Source organism: Streptacidiphilus albus JL83 (genome assembly GCF_000744705.1).
GTDB lineage: Bacteria > Actinomycetota > Actinomycetes > Streptomycetales > Streptomycetaceae > Streptacidiphilus > Streptacidiphilus albus.
Genome location: NZ_JQML01000001.1, coordinates 1,232,747 through 1,249,113, shown reverse-complemented (window position 1 = coordinate 1,249,113; position 16,367 = coordinate 1,232,747). Strand labels below are relative to the sequence as shown.

14 protein-coding genes are annotated in these 16,367 nt (G+C 74.0%); 7 read left to right on the top strand and 7 right to left on the bottom strand.

Going from position 1 to position 16,367, the window contains the following annotated elements; genetic code table 11:
- Positions 1-108: 108 nt before the first annotated feature.
- Positions 109-1,143, top strand: coding sequence for a sigma-70 family RNA polymerase sigma factor (locus BS75_RS05425; RefSeq protein ID WP_063771457.1), 1,035 nt, complete (start codon positions 109-111; stop codon positions 1,141-1,143).
- On the opposite strand, the gene BS75_RS05420 is transcribed toward BS75_RS05425, so the two are convergent.
- Positions 1,094-3,313, bottom strand: coding sequence for an NADP-dependent isocitrate dehydrogenase (locus BS75_RS05420; protein ID WP_034087376.1), 2,220 nt, complete (start codon positions 3,311-3,313; stop codon positions 1,094-1,096). The genes BS75_RS05425 and BS75_RS05420 overlap by 50 nt on opposite strands.
- Positions 3,314-3,465: 152 nt before the next feature.
- On the opposite strand from BS75_RS05420, the gene BS75_RS05415 reads away from it, so the two are divergent.
- Entirely contained in the window at positions 3,466-4,668 is a 1,203-nt protein-coding gene (locus BS75_RS05415) for a cation:proton antiporter (RefSeq protein WP_042437523.1), read from the top strand.
- Here BS75_RS05415 and BS75_RS05410 read toward each other — a convergent pair.
- On the bottom strand, positions 4,637-5,161 hold the full coding sequence (locus tag BS75_RS05410) for a gamma carbonic anhydrase family protein (RefSeq protein WP_034087375.1): 525 nt from the start codon (positions 5,159-5,161) through the stop codon (positions 4,637-4,639). The genes BS75_RS05415 and BS75_RS05410 overlap by 32 nt on opposite strands.
- Before the next feature lie 29 nt (positions 5,162-5,190).
- On the opposite strand from BS75_RS05410, the gene BS75_RS05405 reads away from it, so the two are divergent.
- The 3 genes from BS75_RS05405 (at position 5,191) to BS75_RS05395 (ending at position 7,486) form a co-directional block, all read left to right on the top strand.
- Positions 5,191-6,003, top strand: coding sequence for a phytanoyl-CoA dioxygenase family protein (locus BS75_RS05405; protein WP_042437522.1), 813 nt, complete (start codon positions 5,191-5,193; stop codon positions 6,001-6,003).
- A 97-nt stretch (positions 6,004-6,100) separates the two neighbouring features.
- Complete coding sequence (locus BS75_RS05400; RefSeq protein WP_042437521.1) at positions 6,101-6,628, top strand: SRPBCC family protein; 528 nt, start codon at positions 6,101-6,103, stop codon at positions 6,626-6,628.
- A gap of 66 nt (positions 6,629-6,694) precedes the next feature.
- The gene (locus BS75_RS05395) at positions 6,695-7,486 is read left to right on the top strand and encodes a GntR family transcriptional regulator (RefSeq protein ID WP_042437520.1); all 792 of its coding nucleotides are present in this window, start codon (positions 6,695-6,697) and stop codon (positions 7,484-7,486) included.
- Between the two features lie 69 nt (positions 7,487-7,555).
- On the opposite strand, the gene BS75_RS05390 is transcribed toward BS75_RS05395, so the two are convergent.
- Together BS75_RS05390 and BS75_RS05385 are read right to left on the bottom strand one after the other, a co-directional pair.
- Entirely contained in the window at positions 7,556-8,734 is a 1,179-nt protein-coding gene (locus tag BS75_RS05390) for an ROK family protein (protein WP_034087374.1), read from the bottom strand.
- 291 nt (positions 8,735-9,025) lie between these two features.
- Entirely contained in the window at positions 9,026-10,321 is a 1,296-nt protein-coding gene (locus BS75_RS05385; protein ID WP_331281402.1) for a type ISP restriction/modification enzyme, read from the bottom strand.
- A 112-nt stretch (positions 10,322-10,433) separates the two neighbouring features.
- Between BS75_RS05385 and BS75_RS05380 the strand changes: the two genes are divergently transcribed.
- Positions 10,434-10,865, top strand: a complete 432-nt coding sequence (locus BS75_RS05380; RefSeq protein WP_034087372.1) for a GNAT family N-acetyltransferase — start codon at positions 10,434-10,436, stop codon at positions 10,863-10,865.
- Positions 10,866-10,927: 62 nt separating this feature from the next.
- Here the strand turns inward: BS75_RS05380 and BS75_RS05375 are convergent, their stop codons facing one another.
- Positions 10,928-13,495 carry an ABC transporter permease gene (locus tag BS75_RS05375; RefSeq protein ID WP_034087371.1) on the bottom strand — a complete coding sequence of 856 codons (2,568 nt, stop codon included), beginning with the start codon at positions 13,493-13,495 and terminating at the stop codon, positions 10,928-10,930.
- A 21-nt stretch (positions 13,496-13,516) separates the two neighbouring features.
- The gene (locus BS75_RS05370) at positions 13,517-14,311 is read right to left on the bottom strand and encodes an ABC transporter ATP-binding protein (protein ID WP_034087370.1); all 795 of its coding nucleotides are present in this window, start codon (positions 14,309-14,311) and stop codon (positions 13,517-13,519) included.
- 349 nt (positions 14,312-14,660) lie between these two features.
- Here BS75_RS05370 and BS75_RS05365 point away from each other — a divergent pair, with 349 nt between their 5' ends.
- Entirely contained in the window at positions 14,661-15,641 is a 981-nt protein-coding gene (locus tag BS75_RS05365; RefSeq protein ID WP_052069207.1) for a glycoside hydrolase family 18 protein, read from the top strand.
- Here the strand turns inward: BS75_RS05365 and bioD are convergent.
- A complete protein-coding gene (gene bioD, locus BS75_RS05360) occupies positions 15,614-16,363 on the bottom strand; it encodes a dethiobiotin synthase (RefSeq protein WP_052069203.1) in 750 nt (249 codons plus the stop codon). The two genes, BS75_RS05365 and bioD, sit on opposite strands and share 28 nt — an antisense overlap.
- Positions 16,364-16,367 lie beyond the last annotated feature (4 nt).

Genomic DNA, 16,367 nt, shown 5'->3' with positions numbered 1-16,367 from the left:
GGGTGGTGCGGAGTCGTCGGGTGGTGCGGCCTCGCGGCCGGGGCGCGGTCACCTCGGCCGGTTCGGGTTCGTCAGAGTGGTGACGGACAGCACGAGGAAAGGTGACCGATGCACGAGCAGGACGGGCTGACCGAGCGGTTCGAGGCGGAGCGGGACCGGCTGCGGGCCGTCGCCCACCGGATGCTGGGCCCGGTCGCGGAGGCGGAGGACGCCGTCCAGGAGGCCTGGCTGCGGCTCAGCCGGACCGACGCCGAGGCGGTGGACAATCTGGCCGGCTGGCTGACCACGGTGGTGTCCCGGGTCTGCCTGGACATGCTGCGGGCCCGCCGCGCCCGCCGGGAGGACCCCTCCGGGCAGCAGCCCCCGGAGCAGCTGCCGGACGCCGAAGGGCCGGGCGCCCCGGAGCGGGAGGCGCTGCTGGCGGACGCGGTCGGCCGGGCCCTGCTGGTGGTGCTGGACACCCTCGCCCCGGCCGAGCGGGTCGCCTTCGTCCTGCACGACCTGTTCGCGGTGCCGTTCGAGGAGGTCGGTCCGGTGGTCGGCCGCACCCCGGCCACCGCCAAGAAGCTGGCCAGCCGGGCCAGGCTCAAGGTCCGGGGCACGCCGGTGCTGCCCGGCGCGGAGCTGGACCGGCACCGGCACGTGGTGGAGGCCTTCCTCACCGCCTCGCGCGGCGGCGACCTGGACGCGCTGCTGGCGGTGCTCGCCCCGGACGTGGTCCGCCGTGCCGACCCGGCCGCGCTGCCGCCGGGCGTGCCGACCGAGGCCCGGGGCGCGCTGGCGGTCGCCCGGGAGACCGTCGTCATCGGCCGCCGCTCGCGCTACGCCGAGACGGCGCTGATCGACGGCGGGGTGGGGATGGTGGTCGCCCCCCACGGGCGGCTGCTGCTGGCGCTGACCTTCACCGTCGAGCCGGCCGCCGAGGGCGGGCGGATCGCGTCCTACGAGGTGATCGCCGACCCGGCCCGGCTGCGCCGACTCGACCTGGCGCTGCTGGAGCCGGCGCCCCCCCGTCCGCTGACCGGAACGACGGAGGTCCCGCCGGACGTCATCGCTGACGTCCGGCGGGACCTCCGTGGAGCGGGTCCCGGCCTCAGGCCAGGGTGGCCAGCGCCTCGTTCAGCGTGGCCGACGGGCGCATGACCGACGCGGCCTTGGCCGGGTCGGGCTGGTAGTAGCCGCCGATGTCGACCGGCGAGCCCTGGACCGCGATCAGCTCGGCGACGATGGCCTGCTCCTGCTCGGCCAGGGTCTTGGCCAGGCCGGCGAAGGCCTCGGCCAGCTGGGCGTCGGCGGTCTGCGCGGCCAGCTCCTGGGCCCAGTACAGGGCCAGGTAGAAGTGGCTGCCGCGGTTGTCGATGCCGCCCAGGCGACGGCTCGGCGACTTGTCCTCCTCCAGGAAGGTGCCGGTCGCCCGGTCCAGCGTGTCGGCGAGGACCTGGGCGTGGGCGTTGCCCGTGGTCTGCGCCAGGTGTTCGAAGCTCGCCGCCAGCGCGAAGAACTCACCCAGGCTGTCCCAGCGCAGGTAGTCCTCCTTGACCAGCTGCTGGACGTGCTTGGGCGCGGAGCCGCCGGCGCCGGTCTCGAACAGGCCGCCGCCGTTGATCAGCGGGACCACCGAGAGCATCTTGGCGCTGGTGCCCAGCTCCAGGATCGGGAACAGGTCGGTCAGGTAGTCGCGCAGCACGTTGCCGGTCACCGAGATGGTGTCCTCGCCCCGGCGGATCCGCTCCAGCGAGAACGCGGTCGCCTGCTCCGGCGTCATGATCTCGATCTGCAGCCCGTCGGTGTCGTGCTCCGGCAGGTACGCCCGGACCTTGGCGATCAGGTTGGCGTCGTGGGCGCGCTCCGGGTCCAGCCAGAACACGGTCGGGCTGCCGGTGGCGCGGGCGCGGTGGACGGCCAGCTTGACCCAGTCGCGGATCGGCACGTCCTTGGTCTGGCACATCCGGAACAGGTCGCCGGCGCCGACCGGCTGCTCCAGCACGGTCTCGCCGGCCGTGTTGACGACCCGGACCGTGCCCGCGGCCGGGACCTCGAAGGTCTTGTCGTGGCTGCCGTACTCCTCGGCCGCCTGGGCCATCAGGCCGACGTTGGGGACCGAGCCCATGGTCGCCGGGTCGAAGGCGCCGTGGGCGCGGCAGTCGTCGAGGACGACCTGGTAGACACCGGCGTAGCTGCTGTCCGGGATGACCGCGAGGGTGTCGCCCTCGTCGCCGTCCGGGCCCCACATGTGGCCGGAGGTGCGGATCATGGCCGGCATCGAGGCGTCCACGATGACGTCGCTGGGGACGTGGAGGTTGGTGATCCCCTTGTCGGAGTCGACCATCGCCAGCGCCGGGCCCTCGGCCAGCTCGGCCTTGAAGGAGGCGGCGATCGCCGCGCCCTCGGGCAGGGCGTCCAGGCCCTTGAGGACGGCGCCGAGGCCGTCGTTGGGGCTGAGGCCGGCCGCCGCGAGCACCGCGCCGTACTGGGCGAAGGTCTTCGGGAAGAAGGCGCGGACCACGTGGCCGAAGATGATCGGGTCGGAGACCTTCATCATGGTGGCCTTGAGGTGCACCGAGAACAGCACGCCCTCGGCCTTGGCGCGGGCGATCTGCGCGGTCAGGAACTCGCGCAGGGCGGCGACGTGCATCACCGAGGCGTCGACGACCTCACCGGCGAGGACCGGCACCGAGGGGCGGAGCACGGTGGTGGCGCCGTCGGCGGCGACCAGCTCGATCCGCAGGGTGTCGTCGGCGGCGAGGACCGCGGACTTCTCCGAGTGGCGGAAGTCACCGGCCGCCATGGTGGCGACATTGGTCTTGGAGTCGGCGGTCCAGGCACCCATGCGGTGCGGGTGCGCCTTGGCGTAGTTCTTGACCGACAGCGGCGCGCGGCGGTCGGAGTTGCCCTCGCGCAGGACCGGGTTGACGGCGCTGCCCTTGACCTTGTCGTAGCGGGCGCGGACGTCGCGGTCCTCGTCGGACTTCGGGTCGTCCGGGTAGTCCGGCAGCGCGTAGCCCTGCTGCTGGAGCTCCGCGATCGCGGCCTTCAGCTGCGGGATGGAGGCCGAGATGTTCGGCAGCTTGATGATGTTGGCGCCCGGGGTCTTGGCGAGTGCGCCGAGCTCCGCGAGGGCGTCCGCGATCCGCTGGCCCTCCTCCAGCCGCTCCGGGAAGCTAGCGATGATCCGCCCGGCCAGGGAGATGTCGCGCGTCTCCACGGTGACACCCGCTGTCGAGGCGTACGCCTGGACCACCGGCAGGAACGAATACGTTGCCAGGGCCGGGGCCTCGTCGGTGTGCGTATAGATGATGGTCGAGTCAGTCACCGCTACTCCGCTTCACGTCTACAACGTTTCTCGACATCAAGATATCTCCTGATCGACCCTGCGCGACACCAACCCCCGTTCGAACCCTGCCGCAGTCACACGGATGCGGTAGAACGTGAGTCCCAGGTTCCGGCGTGCGAAGGGCGGCCCCGTTGAGCTTCACCGCGCTGGCAGTGATCTCGGTGGCAGCCCTGCTGGGCCCGCTGCTGGCGCTGCCGCAGCGCTGGCACCTGCCGGTGGTCCTCGGCGAACTGCTGGCCGGGATCCTGCTCGGCCCCACCGCGATCGACTACCTCCACGCGTCCGACCCCACCTTCACCTTCCTCGCCGACATCGGCTTCGCGCTGATCATGTTCGTCGCCGGGGCCCATGTCCCGGTCCGGGACGCCGGGCTGCGGGCCGGTCTGCGCACCGGGACGCTGCGCGCGCTCGGGGTGGGCGCCCTGGCCGTGGTCCCGGCGGTGGGGCTGGCGCACGCCTTCCACACCGGCCACACCGCGCTCTACGCGGTGCTGATGGCCTCCTCCTCGGCGGCGCTGATCCTGCCGATCGTCGACTCGCTCCAGCTCTCCCGGCACCTGGGCGACCGGCCGGTGCTGCAGCTGCTGCCGCAGGTCGCGGTCGCCGACACCGCCTGCATCGTGGCGCTGCCGCTGGCCGTCGACCCGCAGCACGCCGCCAGGGCCGCGCTCGGCGCGCTCGCCGTCGTCGCCTGCGCCGCGCTGCTGTTCCTGGTGCTGCGCAGGCTGGAGCACGACGGCTACCACCGGCGCGTCCACCGGCTGTCCCAGCGGCGGAAGTTCGCTCTGGAGCTGCGGATCAGCCTGGCCTGCCTGTTCACCCTGGCCGCGATCGCGGTGCAGACCCATGTGTCGATCATGCTGGCCGGGTTCTCCTTCGGCCTGGTGGTCGCGGCGATCGGCGAGCCGCGCCGACTGGCCAAGCAGCTGTTCGCCCTGACCGAGGGCTTCCTCGGGCCGCTGTTCTTCCTCTGGCTGGGGGCCTCGCTCGACCTCCGGCAGCTCGCCGACCACCCCTCCGCGATCGTGCTGGGACTGCTGCTGGGCGCGGGCGCCGTCGCCGTGCACGCCGCGGCGCGGCTGACCGGGCAACCGCTGCCGCTCGGAGTGCTCGCCTCGGCGCAGCTGGGCGTCCCGGTCGCCGCTGCCACCCTCGGCACCCAGCTGCACCTGCTGCGCCCCGGCGAGGCCGCCGCGCTGATGCTCGGCGCGCTGGTGAGCATCGGCGCGGCGACCGCCAGCGGCGCGCTGGCCGCGCGCGGCACGCCCACCCTCCCGGCGCCGCCGGACGCCGCGCCGCCGGTCAGCCCAGCGCCGCCCGGTGCTCCGCGCTGAGCAGCACGTAGCCCTCGGCGTTCAGCCGGATGCCGGCCAGGCCGTCCGCGTCCAGCTCCCGCTTGACCTTGGCCGGCACGCCCGCCACCAGCGAGTTCGGCGGCACCTTCATCCCCTGCGGGACCACCGCCCCGGCCGCGACCAGCGAACCGGATCCGATGTCCGCGCCGTTCAGCACCGTCGCGCCCATCCCGACCAGCACGTCGTCGCCGACCGTGCAGCCGTGGAGCACGGCGTTGTGGCCGACCGACACCCCGCGTCCGACCACCACCGGGAACCCCGGGTCGGCGTGGACCGAGCAGTTGTCCTGGATATTGCTGTTCTCGCCGACGGTGATCGACTCGCAGTCGCCGCGCAGCACCGCCTGGTACCAGACGCTCGCCCCGGCGGCCAGGACCACGCCGCCGAGGACGACGGCGGTGGGCGCCACGAAGGCGGTGGCGTCCAGCTCGGGGGTGCGCCCGCAGACGGGGGCGATCAGGGGTTCGGCCATGGTGCTGCTCCCGGGAAAATCATTTCGGCATGCTGTCCGCCGCACGCTACCCTCCGCGAGTGGCGTTGAGCGATGAGCAGATCAAGCGATTTGTCGACGACGGCTTCGTCCGGATCGAGGGCGCCTTCTCCCGGCGGACCGCCGAGGCCTGCCTGGACGTGATGTGGCCCGCGACCGGCTGCGACCGCGACGACCCGACGACCTGGACCCGGCCGGTGGTCCGGCTGGCCGGCTTCGGCGACGCCCCCTTCCGCGAGGCCGCGACCGCGCCCGCGCTGCACCAGGCCTTCGATCAACTGGTGGGCCCTGGACGCTGGTTGCCGCGCACCGGGCTCGGCACCGTCCCGGTCAGGTTCCCGCACCCGGACCCGCCGGGCGACGACGGCTGGCACATCGAGGGCAGCTACCTGCCGGGGGACGAGCCCTGGCCGTACTTCACCAACTACCGCTCCCGGGACCGGGCGCTGCTGATGCTCTTCCTGTTCACCGACGTCACCGCCGACGACGCGCCGACCCGGATCCGGGTCGGCTCGCACCGGGCGGTGCCCCGGGCGCTCGCTCCCTACGGCGAGGAGGGCCTGAGCTTCCTGCGGCTCGGCGAGACCGGCATCCTGGAGGCCACCGCCGAACTGCCGGTCGCCCACGCCACCGGCCGCGCCGGCGACGTCTACCTCTGCCACCCGTTCCTGGTCCACGCGGCCCAGGCGCAGCGGGGCGGCGCACCCCGGTTCCTGGCCCAGCCGCCGCTGGAGCCCGCCGAGCAGCTCCGCCTCGAACGCCCGGACGGGGACTACTCGCCGGTCGAGCAGGTCATCAGGACGGCGCTGGCACAGACCCGCTGACAGTGCGTCACTGATTCACCCGGACGCCCCGGCGCGACGGACCCCCGGCGCGACGGACCCCGGGCGCGACGGACCCCGGGCGGGGCAGACTCGGCCCATGCCGACTTCCGCGCACCGCGCCGAGTGCCGCTCCGAGCCGCACCGCTACCGCTTCCTCAGCGTCTGGGACCTGCCCGCCCCGCCCGCCCGGGTCTACGGCGTCCTGGCCGACCCGCGCACCTATCCAGCCTGGTGGCCGGAGATCCGCGAGGTCAGGCAACTCGACGAGCACAGCGGGGTGATGCGGTTCCGCTCACTGCTGCCGTTCGAACTCGCCGTGGTCGCCCGGGAGGCCCGGCAGGACCCCGCCGCCGGCGTCCTGGAGGCCCGGCTGACCGGCGACCTCGACGGCCTCACCCGCTGGACCGTGACCGGTCGCGGCGACGGCACGGCCGTGGCCGTCTTCTTCGAGGACGTCCGGGTGCGCAAGCCGCTGCTGCGCCGGCTGGCGGTCCCCGGGCGCCCCGCATTCCGGGCAAACCACGCACTGATGATGCTCCACGGACGGGCCGGACTGGCCCACTACCTGAGCGTGCGGAGCATTGGTCTTGACCAATGGGCGGCGTCCCCCTATGGTCGCCCATAGTGCAGGGTCCTTTAAGAAATAAGGGCGCATAAATACTGCACCCGAGCTTCACAGGCGGAGGACAGGGTGGGGACCACACTGGTCGCGAACGGCCCGGCAGCCGACACGGCCCCGGAGCCCAAGTACTGGCAGTTGCGCACCGTGCTGGTGCGCGCTCTCGACACCGAGTTCCACGCGGGCGAGGTGCTTCCCAACGAGCGTGACCTGTCCGCGCGTTTCGGCGTCGCCCGGGCCACGCTGCGGCAGGCGCTCGACCAGCTGGAGCTGGAGGGCCGCCTGGTCCGCCGCCGGGGCATCGGTACCCTGGTCGCCGCCCCGCGGATGGGCGTGCCGGTGGTCGAGTCCACCGACCACCGCTTCGGCACCGGCCGGGACAGCTGGCGCATCGTCGAGGCCGGCTTCGCCCCCGCGCCCGCCGCCGTCGCCGCCGCCCTCGGCGTCGAGGCCGACGCCCCGGTCCACACCGTCCGCCGGCTGCGGATGATGCAGGGTCAGGCCATCGGCACCGAGATCCTCTACGTCCCCGAGGCCACTGCGCCGCACGTCCCCGGCTTCCTCGCGGACTCCAGCCGGGCCCGCTCGGTGCTCCGGACGCTCCAGCGGCTGGAGCTGGACGGCGAGTCCCGCGCGGTGGAGCTCGGCGTCGCCGAGGAGGAGCAGGCGCGGCTGCTGGAGCGCCCGCCGGGCATTCCGGTGCTGGTGGTCACCGCCCGCTACCGGGCCGAGGGCCGGGTCGCCGCCGTCGGCGTCTCCACCTACCGGGCCGACACCTGCCGGCTGACCTTCGGCGAGTCCGGTCTGGTCGAGGTCGCCCCGGTCGTCGCCGCCGCCCCGGCCGAGGTCCGCGCCGCGTCCTGACCCACCGACTGCCCGAGGCCGCCGACACCAGGTGTCGGCGGCCCCGTCGTCTGCGCTGCGGCGGCCGGGTCAGCCGACGCCCGGCGTCCGCTCCCCCTGGTCCACCGAGAACAGCTGCTCCTCGGCGTGTTCCAGCGCCAGCCGCAGCGCGCCGACCGCGATCACGTCGTCGCCCAGCGCCGACAGCCGCACCTCCGGCGGACGCAGGCAGAACCGGACCAGCTGTGCCCGCAGCGGCTCCAGCATCCCGTCGAGCCCCGCCGCCCAGCCGCCGACCACCACGATCTCCGGGTCGATGGCCAGCACCAGCGCCGCCACGTCCCGGACCAGCCGGGTCAGGAACCGGTCGCGGACGTCCAGCGCGACCTGGTCGCCCTGCTCGGCCAACCGCAGCACCCGGGCCACCGCCGCCTCGTCCAACGGGTCGATCGGCTTGCTCGGCGCGGACAGCAGCTGCGCCGGGTTGGACTCGCGACCCAGCAGGTGCAGCGAGCCGATCTCGCCGGCCGCGCCGCCGAAGCCCCGGTGCAGCCGTCCGTTGATCAGCGAGCCGGCGCCCGGGCTCAGCCCGGCCAGGACGAAGACCACATCGCCCATGCCGACCGCCGCGCCGCGCCAGTGCTCGCCGATCGCGGCCAGGTTGGCGTCGTTCTCGACCAGCACCGGGCAGCGGAACGAGCGGCGCAGCCGTGCCCCCAGCTCCAGGCCGGTCCAGCCGGGCAGCGCCGTGCCGAGCCGCACCACGCCCTCGGCGTCGACCACGCCGGGGGTGCCGACGCCGACCGCCCAGAGCGTGTCGCGGGAGACCCCGGTCCGTCGCAGCAGTTCGGCCACGGTCGCCCGGACCAGCGCCAGCCGTTCGGTCGCGCCGGTGGACTCGTCGATGGGCCGGGCATAGGAGCTGAGCACCCGTCCGGTCAGGTCCGACATCACCGCGCGGGCGCCGTGGGTGCCGATCTCGATGCCGAGCAGGTGCCCGGCCTCGGCCCGGAACCGGAAGTGCCGGGCCGGACGGCCCCGCTGACGGGCGCTGTCCGCGCGCTTCGGATCGTTGTCCGGGACGACCTCGACGACGAGGCCCGACTCGATCAGCCCCTCGACCACGCCTTCGACGGTGGGACGGGAGAGGCCGGTGTCGCCGACCAGCTGGGTGAGCGTCAGAGCGTCCCCGCCGCGCAGCGCGTGCAGCGTGACCGCGGAGTTGATCCGCCGCAGCAGTGAGGAGTCCCCACCGGTGAGCTGTGCCAACTCTCCGCCTTCCCCGTCGCCGTTCCTAGGTGTCCATGGCTGTCGTTCGGGCTCCCGGCGACAGTGCCGGGAGGTTAGCGGATCGTATCTGTGCACGGTCCGCTGCGGCGAGCGTCTGTGCAGCTCATCACCCGCTTCGGTATCAAACGGAGACACTGCGGGACCTCGGGTGCCACTCCGCGGTACGGACAGCGGCCGCAGCGGGCCCCCGGCCACCACCTGCTCACCGACCCCGACGGCCGGACCGTCGAGGTACGGGCCGTCTGACCGGGCGGGCGAGCGGGAGAGCGCTCAGAGCAGCGCGAACTGGCCCTCCGGGCCCTCCTCCCGGTGGCTCAGCACCGAGGCCGGGCGGCGGGCCCGCTCCGGGACGGGCAGCACCCCCGCCTCCCGCAGCTCGGCGGCGCCGATCCCGGCCCCCCGGAGCCGGCGCAGCAGCGCCGCCTGCTGCGGGCGGAGCTCGGCCAGCAGCGTCAGCACGGTGGCCAGCTCGATCAGCTCGGCGGTGAACTGCTGTGGCCAGCCCGAGAGGCCGAGCGCCTCCAGGCTGCCGGGACGGGCCTCCGGGTCGATGCTCCGGGCGGCGAACCAGCTGCTCAGCACCGGCACCCCGGCGGTCCCGACCGCCCAGGCGGCGCGCGGGACCGGGGCGATCCGGCCGGTGCCGAGCAGCAGCGACTCGCTCTCGGCGTCGTGGTCGAGCTGCTCCGGGAAGCCGGTCACCCGCTCGCGGACGAAGGGCCGTCGGCCGTCCGGCAGCCGGAAGCGCTCCGGGGCGTGCTGACCGCCGCTCTGCTGATCACCGACGTGCTGACCGCCGCTGTGCTGATCACCGACGTGCCGGCCGAAGGTGTGCAGCCGGAGCAGCCGGTGGCCGAGGGCCAGGCCCTCCGCCCACAGCTCCGGGTCGCCGGTCAGCGGGACCGGCACCTCCTCGCCCGGGCGCGCGGTACCGGGGGAGTCCGGGGCGCCCGGGGAGTCCGGGACGCCGGTGACGGCGGCGGTCCAGGCGAGCAGGTCCTCCGGGCCCACTGCCCGGCCCAGCAGCGCGGACAGATAGCGGGTCAGGCCCGGGGCGAGGTTGGGCTCCCGGCCGCCGGGGCGGCGGTAGAGCGGATGGATCCGGCCGGGGGCCCGGCCCGGACGGTGGCCGTCCGGCAGCTCCGCGGAGAAGGCCACGGCCGGTCCGCCGACGCCGGGCGGCTGGACGCAGGCGAAGAGCTGGGCGGCGTCCGCGACCCGCCAGAGCTCCGGCCGGGCGGCGTCCAGCACCCGCTGGTCCGGCAGCAGCCACAGCCGGTCGAGGGCGCCGTGCCGGATCCGCACCGGCTCCGGGCAGGGGCCCGGGTCGCGGGCCAGCCGGAAGCTGGGCGTCCGCTGGCCGGGCAGCTGGGCGACGGCGCTGTCGACGGTCCGCGCGCGGCTCGCGCCGAACAGCACGGACCGCTGGTCGGCCGGGGCGTCCGCCAGCCGTTGCCAGCGCGCGGTGAGCACGTCCGGGTGGGCGGAGCGCACCCAGCCCCGGCCCAGGCGCAGTCCGGGCACGGACCACGGCATCAGCTCACCGAGCAGCGGTGCTTCGGTCACCTGGCACCTCCCGGCGCCCATGGTAGCGAGCGGACGGCGGCGAACCGGGGGAACCGCCCGCGATGCGAAACGCGTTCGAGGGCCGATCGGCTCCCGTGCTATCCATGTCCCCATGAGCGAGCTGAACGATCATCACCTGCGCACCGCCGGACCCGCTGACACCGCCGCGCTGCTGGACTTCTGGAAGTCCGCCGCCGAGGGCACCAGCATCAGCGACGACCCGGAGGGCGTGGACCGGCTGATCGCCCGGGACGCCGAATCGGTGATCATCGCGGAGCGGGACGGCCGCATCGTCGGCACCGTGATCGCCGGCTGGGACGGCTGGCGCTGCCACCTCTACCGGCTGGCCGTCGCCCCGGACGCCCGCCGCCAGGGCATCGGCGGCGCGCTGCTGGCCGCCGCCGAGCGGCGGTTCACCGCCCTCGGCGGCCGCCGGGGCGACGCCATGGTGCTGGACCACAACGAGCTGGGCCGACACACCTGGCGGGCGGCCGGCTACGCCCCGGAACCGCAGTGGAGCCGCTGGACCAAGCCGCTGGGCTGAGCCCGCCCCCGGTCCCGCCCCCGGATCCGGCAGTGGTTCCGGCGGCTGTCCCCGGGCCGCCGCTACTCGTGGGCGATCGCGTCCAGCACGTTCATCCGCGAGGCCCGCAGCGCCGGGCCGAGCGCGGCCAGCAGTCCGACCAGGCCCGCGCCGACGACCACGGACAGCACCGTGCTCCACGGGATCGACAGCGCCTGCATGCCCTTCAGGGCGAGCAGCCGCTGAGCCGTCAGCCCCCACGCCAGGCCGAGGCCGAGCCCCAGCACCGCGCCGAACAGGGCGATGGTCACCGACTCCAGCCGGACCATCCGCCGCAGCTGACGCCGGGACAGGCCGATCGCCCGGAGCAGGCCGATCTCCCGGGTGCGCTCCACCACCGACAGCGCGAGGGTGTTCACCACGCCCAGCACCGCGATGATGATGGCCAGTGCCAGCAGCCCGTAGACCAGGTTCAGCAGGACGTCGATCTCCTGCCGGATCAGGGCCTTGTAGTCGGCCAGGTCGCGCACCTGGACCTGCGGCTCGGCGGCCAGCGCGGCGGTGACCGCCGCCTTGACGGTGGCGACCTCGGCGCCGGGGGCCAGGTTGAGGTACAGCCCGTCGTCGAGGACGCCCGGGAGGTACCGCTCCAGCGAGGCGGTCCCCATCACCAGGCCGGTGCCGATCCCGGTCCGGGTGGTCTGCGGCGACTCGACCGCCGCGACCGTGAAGGTGCCCCGCTGCTCGTCCGGGAACAGCACGGTGACCGAGGAACCGAGGCCGAGGTGGTGCGCGGTCGCGTAGCCGGAGCCGATCATCACCGCGCCCGGGGCGATCCCGGCCGCGACCGTCCCGGCGCTGAGGGTGTAGTGCAGCACCTGGTCCAGGCCGGGCGTCGCGCCGACCGCGGTGGCCTGCTGCTCGCTGCCGTCCGCCGCGACCAGCGCGACCTGCGCGGCCTGGGTGCGGACCAGCAGGCCGACCCCGGGCACCGCCCGGACCGTCCGGGCGACCTCGGTCGGGAACGGCAGCCCGTCCGCGTTCTGGACGATCAGGTCCGCGCCCACGGTCCTGTCGATCTGCTCGTCGAAGGAGGCGCCCATGGACGAGCCGACCACCGACAGCGCCGCGACCAGGGCCAGGCCGATGACCAGGGCGGAGGCGGTGGCACTGGTGCGGCGCGGATTGCGCAGCGCATTGCGCTGGCTGAGCGCGCCGACCGCGCCGAAGGCCCGGGGGAACCAGCCGCCGAGACCGCGGATCACCGGCCGGGCCAGCAGCGGCCCGGTCATGATCACGCCGACCAGGGTGAGCAGCACGCCGACCCCGAGCAGCAGTGCCGCCGTGCCCGCCCGGTGCAGGCCCGCCGCGCCGAGCAGCGCCAGCGCCCCCAGCAGCAGCACCGAGCCGCCCAGCAGCGCCCGCGGCCGCAGCGAGGCGCCCTGCTCCGGGGCGTCCGCCTCGCGCAGCGCGGCCATCGGCGAGACCCGGGAGGCGCGCCGGGCCGGCAGGTAGGCGGAGACGGCGGTGACCACGATCCCGACCGCGTAGCCGGTCACCGGGGTCGGCCAGCGGAAGACGAGGTCGCTGCCCTTGAGTACCAGGCCGGCCCCGGCGACCAGTTTGATCAGGCCCAGGGCGAGCCCGAAGCCCAGCCCGAGCCCCAGCGTCGAGCCGACCAGGCCGAGCAGCAGGGCCTCGGCCATGACCGAGCGGGTCACCTGTTCCCGACTGGCGCCGAGCGCGCGCAGCAGCCCCAGCTCGCGGGTGCGCTGGGCGATCAGCATGGAGAAGGTGTTGAGGATCAGCGAGATGCCGACCAGGGCGGCGATCCCGGCGAAGCCGAGCAGGGCGTCCTTGACCACGCTCAGGAAGGCGCCCAGCTGCTCGCCGGTGGTCTTCGCGGTCTCGGCGGCGGTGCTGACCTGGTAGTCGCCGCCGACCACCGGTTCGATCCGCTGTTTCAGCACCTCATCGGGGACGCCCTTGGCGGCGGTGACGTCGACCGAGGTGATCAGCCCGGGACGGCCGAGCAGGTGCTGTTCGGCGAAGCCGGTCTCCAGGAAGACCAGGGTCGCGCCCGGGTTGGTGGTGGTGAAGGTGGCGATGCCGGTCATGGTGATCGGGAAGCTGCCCTGCGGGCCGATGACCCGCAGCTGCTGACCGATGACCAGATGGTGCTTCTTCACCGTGTCGGCGTCGATCACGGCCCCGCCGGCGGCGTTCGGCGGGCTGCCGGAGGTCAGCACGACCACCGACTTGGAGGTCGGCAGCCAGTTGACGGCGATGTTCGGCGCGCCGCTGACCGAGCCGATGTCGTGGTCGGCCGCGTCGACCAGGACCACCCCGGAGACATTCACCCGGGGCACCGCGCGGGCCACCCCGGGCACCGCCGCGACCTTGGCGACCAGGGCGTCGGACTCCGTCGCCACCGCGCCGGACAGGTTGGTCCCGCCGGTCGACTGGGTGCTCTGCGGGGTGACGCTGACATCGGCCGAGGTGTTGGCGAACAGCCGGTCGAAGGTGCTGCCGATGGTGTCGGTGAAGATCAGGGTGCCGGTCACGAAGGCGACCGAGAGCACGACCGCGAGCAGGGACAGGAACAACCGCCCCCGGTGGGCCAGGAATCCGCGCAGTGTCGCCTTGAGCATGCTCCTCGCACCGCCCCTCGGTCAGCTCGGCTCGGCGGTGGTGCCGGTGGTGCCGGTGGTGCCGGTGCTGGCCCCCGGGGCGTCGCGCCGGGCGTCCAGGCGGCGCATCCGGGCGAGGACGCCGTCCGCGTCCGGGTCCGGCAGCCGGTCGACGATCCGGCCGTCGGCCAGGAACAGCACCAGGTCGGCATGGGCGGCGGCGGCCGGGTCGTGGGTGACCATGACCACCGTCTGGCCCAGCTCGTCGACGCTGCGCCGGAGGAAGCCGAGGACCTCGCTGCCGGACCGGGAGTCCAGGTTGCCGGTGGGCTCGTCGGCGAAGACCAGCTGCGGCCGGGCGGCCAGGGCGCGGGCCACCGCGACCCGCTGCTGCTGGCCGCCGGAGAGCTGCGCCGGTCGGTGGCCGAGCCGGTCGCCGAGGCCGAGGGTGTCGATGACCTGGTCCAGCCAGGCCCGGTCGGTGCGGCGGCCGGCGATGTCGCCCGGCAGGGTGATGTTCTCCAGTGCCGAGAGCGTCGGCAGCAGGTTGAACGACTGGAACACGAACCCGACCCGGTCCCGGCGCAGCCGGGTGAGCTGCCGGTCGTTGAGGCCGGTGACCTCGGTCTCGCCGATCCAGGTCCGACCGGAGGTGGCGGTGTCCAGACCGGCGAGGCAGTGCATCAGGGTGGACTTGCCGGAGCCCGAGGGGCCCATGACGGCCGTGAACCGGCCGCTCTCGATCTCGACGTCCACGGCGTCCAGCGCCACCACCCGGGTGTCGCCGGTGCCGTAGGACTTCGTCAGTTGGGCCGCTCGCGCGGCGGGACCGGTCATCGGATCTCCCCCATCTCGACTGCGGTGTCTCGACTGCGGTGCGCGAGGGTAGGACGGGTCCGAGCCTATGCGCAGCCACCGACAGTCGGCATCCTTCGCACGGCCGGGTTTCGAACGGAGCGGGGACCTCCCCGGCGGGCGTCCCCGGCCTCCCGGCGCGTGCGGCGGCGCAGGTCGCCGGGGGTGCCGCCGCGGAACACCGGCCCAACTGCCGCCCAACGGGGAGAGAAGCCGAGCCTCCGAATCCGCTTCGATCTATTGACAGAGCCACAGCAAAGCGCGACGATCCTCGCCAACGAGTTAGGAAACCTTCCTAACCTGTCAACGCACTGGATTCTGAGGGGTCATCTTGACCATATCCACCGCGCTCACATCCGCTCGCCGGATCTCCACCCGCCGGACCGCAGCGCTCGTTGCCACCGCACTCACCACCGCCGTGGTCCCCGCCCTGGTGACGGTGGCCGCCGCCGCCCCGGCCCAGGCCTCGGGCTCGTTCCCGGCCCAGTACTCCGCGCCGTACCTGCAGATCTCCTCCGGCGACACCGGCGACCTCGCGGCCGACCTGAAGGCCAGCGGCGACAAGTACTACACCCTGGCGTTCCTGGTCCCGAAGTCCGGCTGTACGCCGATGTGGGAGGACGGCAACGCCTCGATGACGGCCTTCACCTCGCAGGTGAACTCCTTCAAGTCCGCCGGCGGCGTGGTCATCCCGTCGTTCGGCGGGGAGTCCGGTGGCGAGCTGGCCCAGACCTGCACCTCCGTCACCAGCCTGACCGCCGCCTACGCCGCCGTGGTCAAGGCCTACGGCGTGAACCGGCTGGACTTCGACATCGAGGGCGACGTCCTCGACGACACCTCCGCCAACTCCCGCCGCGACCAGGCGCTGGCCGCGCTGCAGAAGGCCGACCCGTCGGTGCAGATCGACTTCACCGTCCCGGTCGACCCGACCGGCATGGAGTCCGACGCCACCGCGATGCTCAAGGACGCCAAGAGCAAGGGCGTCAGCGTCAACCTGGTCAACATCATGGTCATGGACTTCGGCGCGGGCGACAACCCGCTGACCGACTCCGAGTCGGCGGCCAAGGCCTCCGAGAAGCAGCTCGCCTCGATCTACGGCGGCAGCGCGGCCCAGAACTGGGCGCGGCTGGGCCTGACGCCCATCGCCGGCCAGAACGACTCGCCGGACAACGAGGTCTTCACCACGGGCAACGCGTCCTCGCTGGAGTCCTTCGCGGCCAGCAACGGCGTCCAGGAGCTGTCCTTCTGGGAGGTCGACGGCTACGACAAGGGTGACGGCTACGCCTACTCGAAGATCTTCAACAAGATCTGACCGAGCGACGACCCGGCCGTCCGGAGGAAGCCGGCCGGGTCGAACGCCTCACTCCCGCCGCCCGGCGCGCAGCCTGCCGGGAGCGCGCCCAGCAGCGGGGCGCCGGCGACCAGCGGCAGGTCCGCCAGGTTGCACTCGGCAGCCAGGTCCGGCCGGTCCGGCCAGCTGCCGATCACCAGGCCCAGCAGTGGCACCGCACGGGCCCGCAGCGCCTCGGCGGTGAGCTCGGTGGTGTTCAGCGTCCCCAGCCCGGCCGTGGTGACCAGCAGCACCGCCGAGTCCAGCCCCAGCGCCCGCAGCGCGGCCGGGAGTTCGGCCAGGGTGGTGCCCTGCTGGTCGTAGCGGACCAGCAGCCCGCCGGCCCCCTCGACCAGCACCAGGTCGTGCGTACCGGCCAGCCGTGCGGCCTCCGCCGCGACCCGGTCCATGGCCAGCGGCGGCAGCCCGCTCCGCGCGGCGGCGGTGGCCGGGGCCAACGGCTCGGGGTAGCGCGCCAGTTCGGCCGTGGTCAGCCGCTCGGCGGCGCCGGCGGCGCCGACCGCCGCACCGACCAGTCGGCGGACCTCGTCGACATCGCCGGGCTCGTCGGGACCGACCCCGGTCTGGGCCGGCTTGAGCACCGCGACCCGCAGCCCCTCGGCCAGCGCCAGGGCGGCCACGGCCGCGGTGACCACGGTCTTGCCGATCTCCGTCCCGGTCCCGGTGACCAGCAGGATCCGCATCGTG

Excerpts from the sequence above, each read along its gene's own strand:
- bioD (WP_052069203.1), bottom strand. The coding sequence starts at position 16,363 with ATGCGGATCCTGCTGGTCACCGGGACCGGGACGGAGATCGGCAAGACC.
- BS75_RS05400 (WP_042437521.1), top strand. The coding sequence starts at position 6,101 with ATGCCGACTTCCGCGCACCGCGCCGAGTGCCGCTCCGAGCCGCACCGC.
- BS75_RS05405 (WP_042437522.1), top strand. The coding sequence starts at position 5,191 with ATGCTGTCCGCCGCACGCTACCCTCCGCGAGTGGCGTTGAGCGATGAG.
- BS75_RS05425 (WP_063771457.1), top strand. The coding sequence starts at position 109 with ATGCACGAGCAGGACGGGCTGACCGAGCGGTTCGAGGCGGAGCGGGAC.
- BS75_RS05370 (WP_034087370.1), bottom strand. The coding sequence starts at position 14,311 with ATGACCGGTCCCGCCGCGCGAGCGGCCCAACTGACGAAGTCCTACGGC.
- BS75_RS05410 (WP_034087375.1), bottom strand. The coding sequence starts at position 5,161 with ATGGCCGAACCCCTGATCGCCCCCGTCTGCGGGCGCACCCCCGAGCTG.
- BS75_RS05375 (WP_034087371.1), bottom strand. The coding sequence starts at position 13,495 with ATGCTCAAGGCGACACTGCGCGGATTCCTGGCCCACCGGGGGCGGTTG.
- BS75_RS05380 (WP_034087372.1), top strand. The coding sequence starts at position 10,434 with ATGAGCGAGCTGAACGATCATCACCTGCGCACCGCCGGACCCGCTGAC.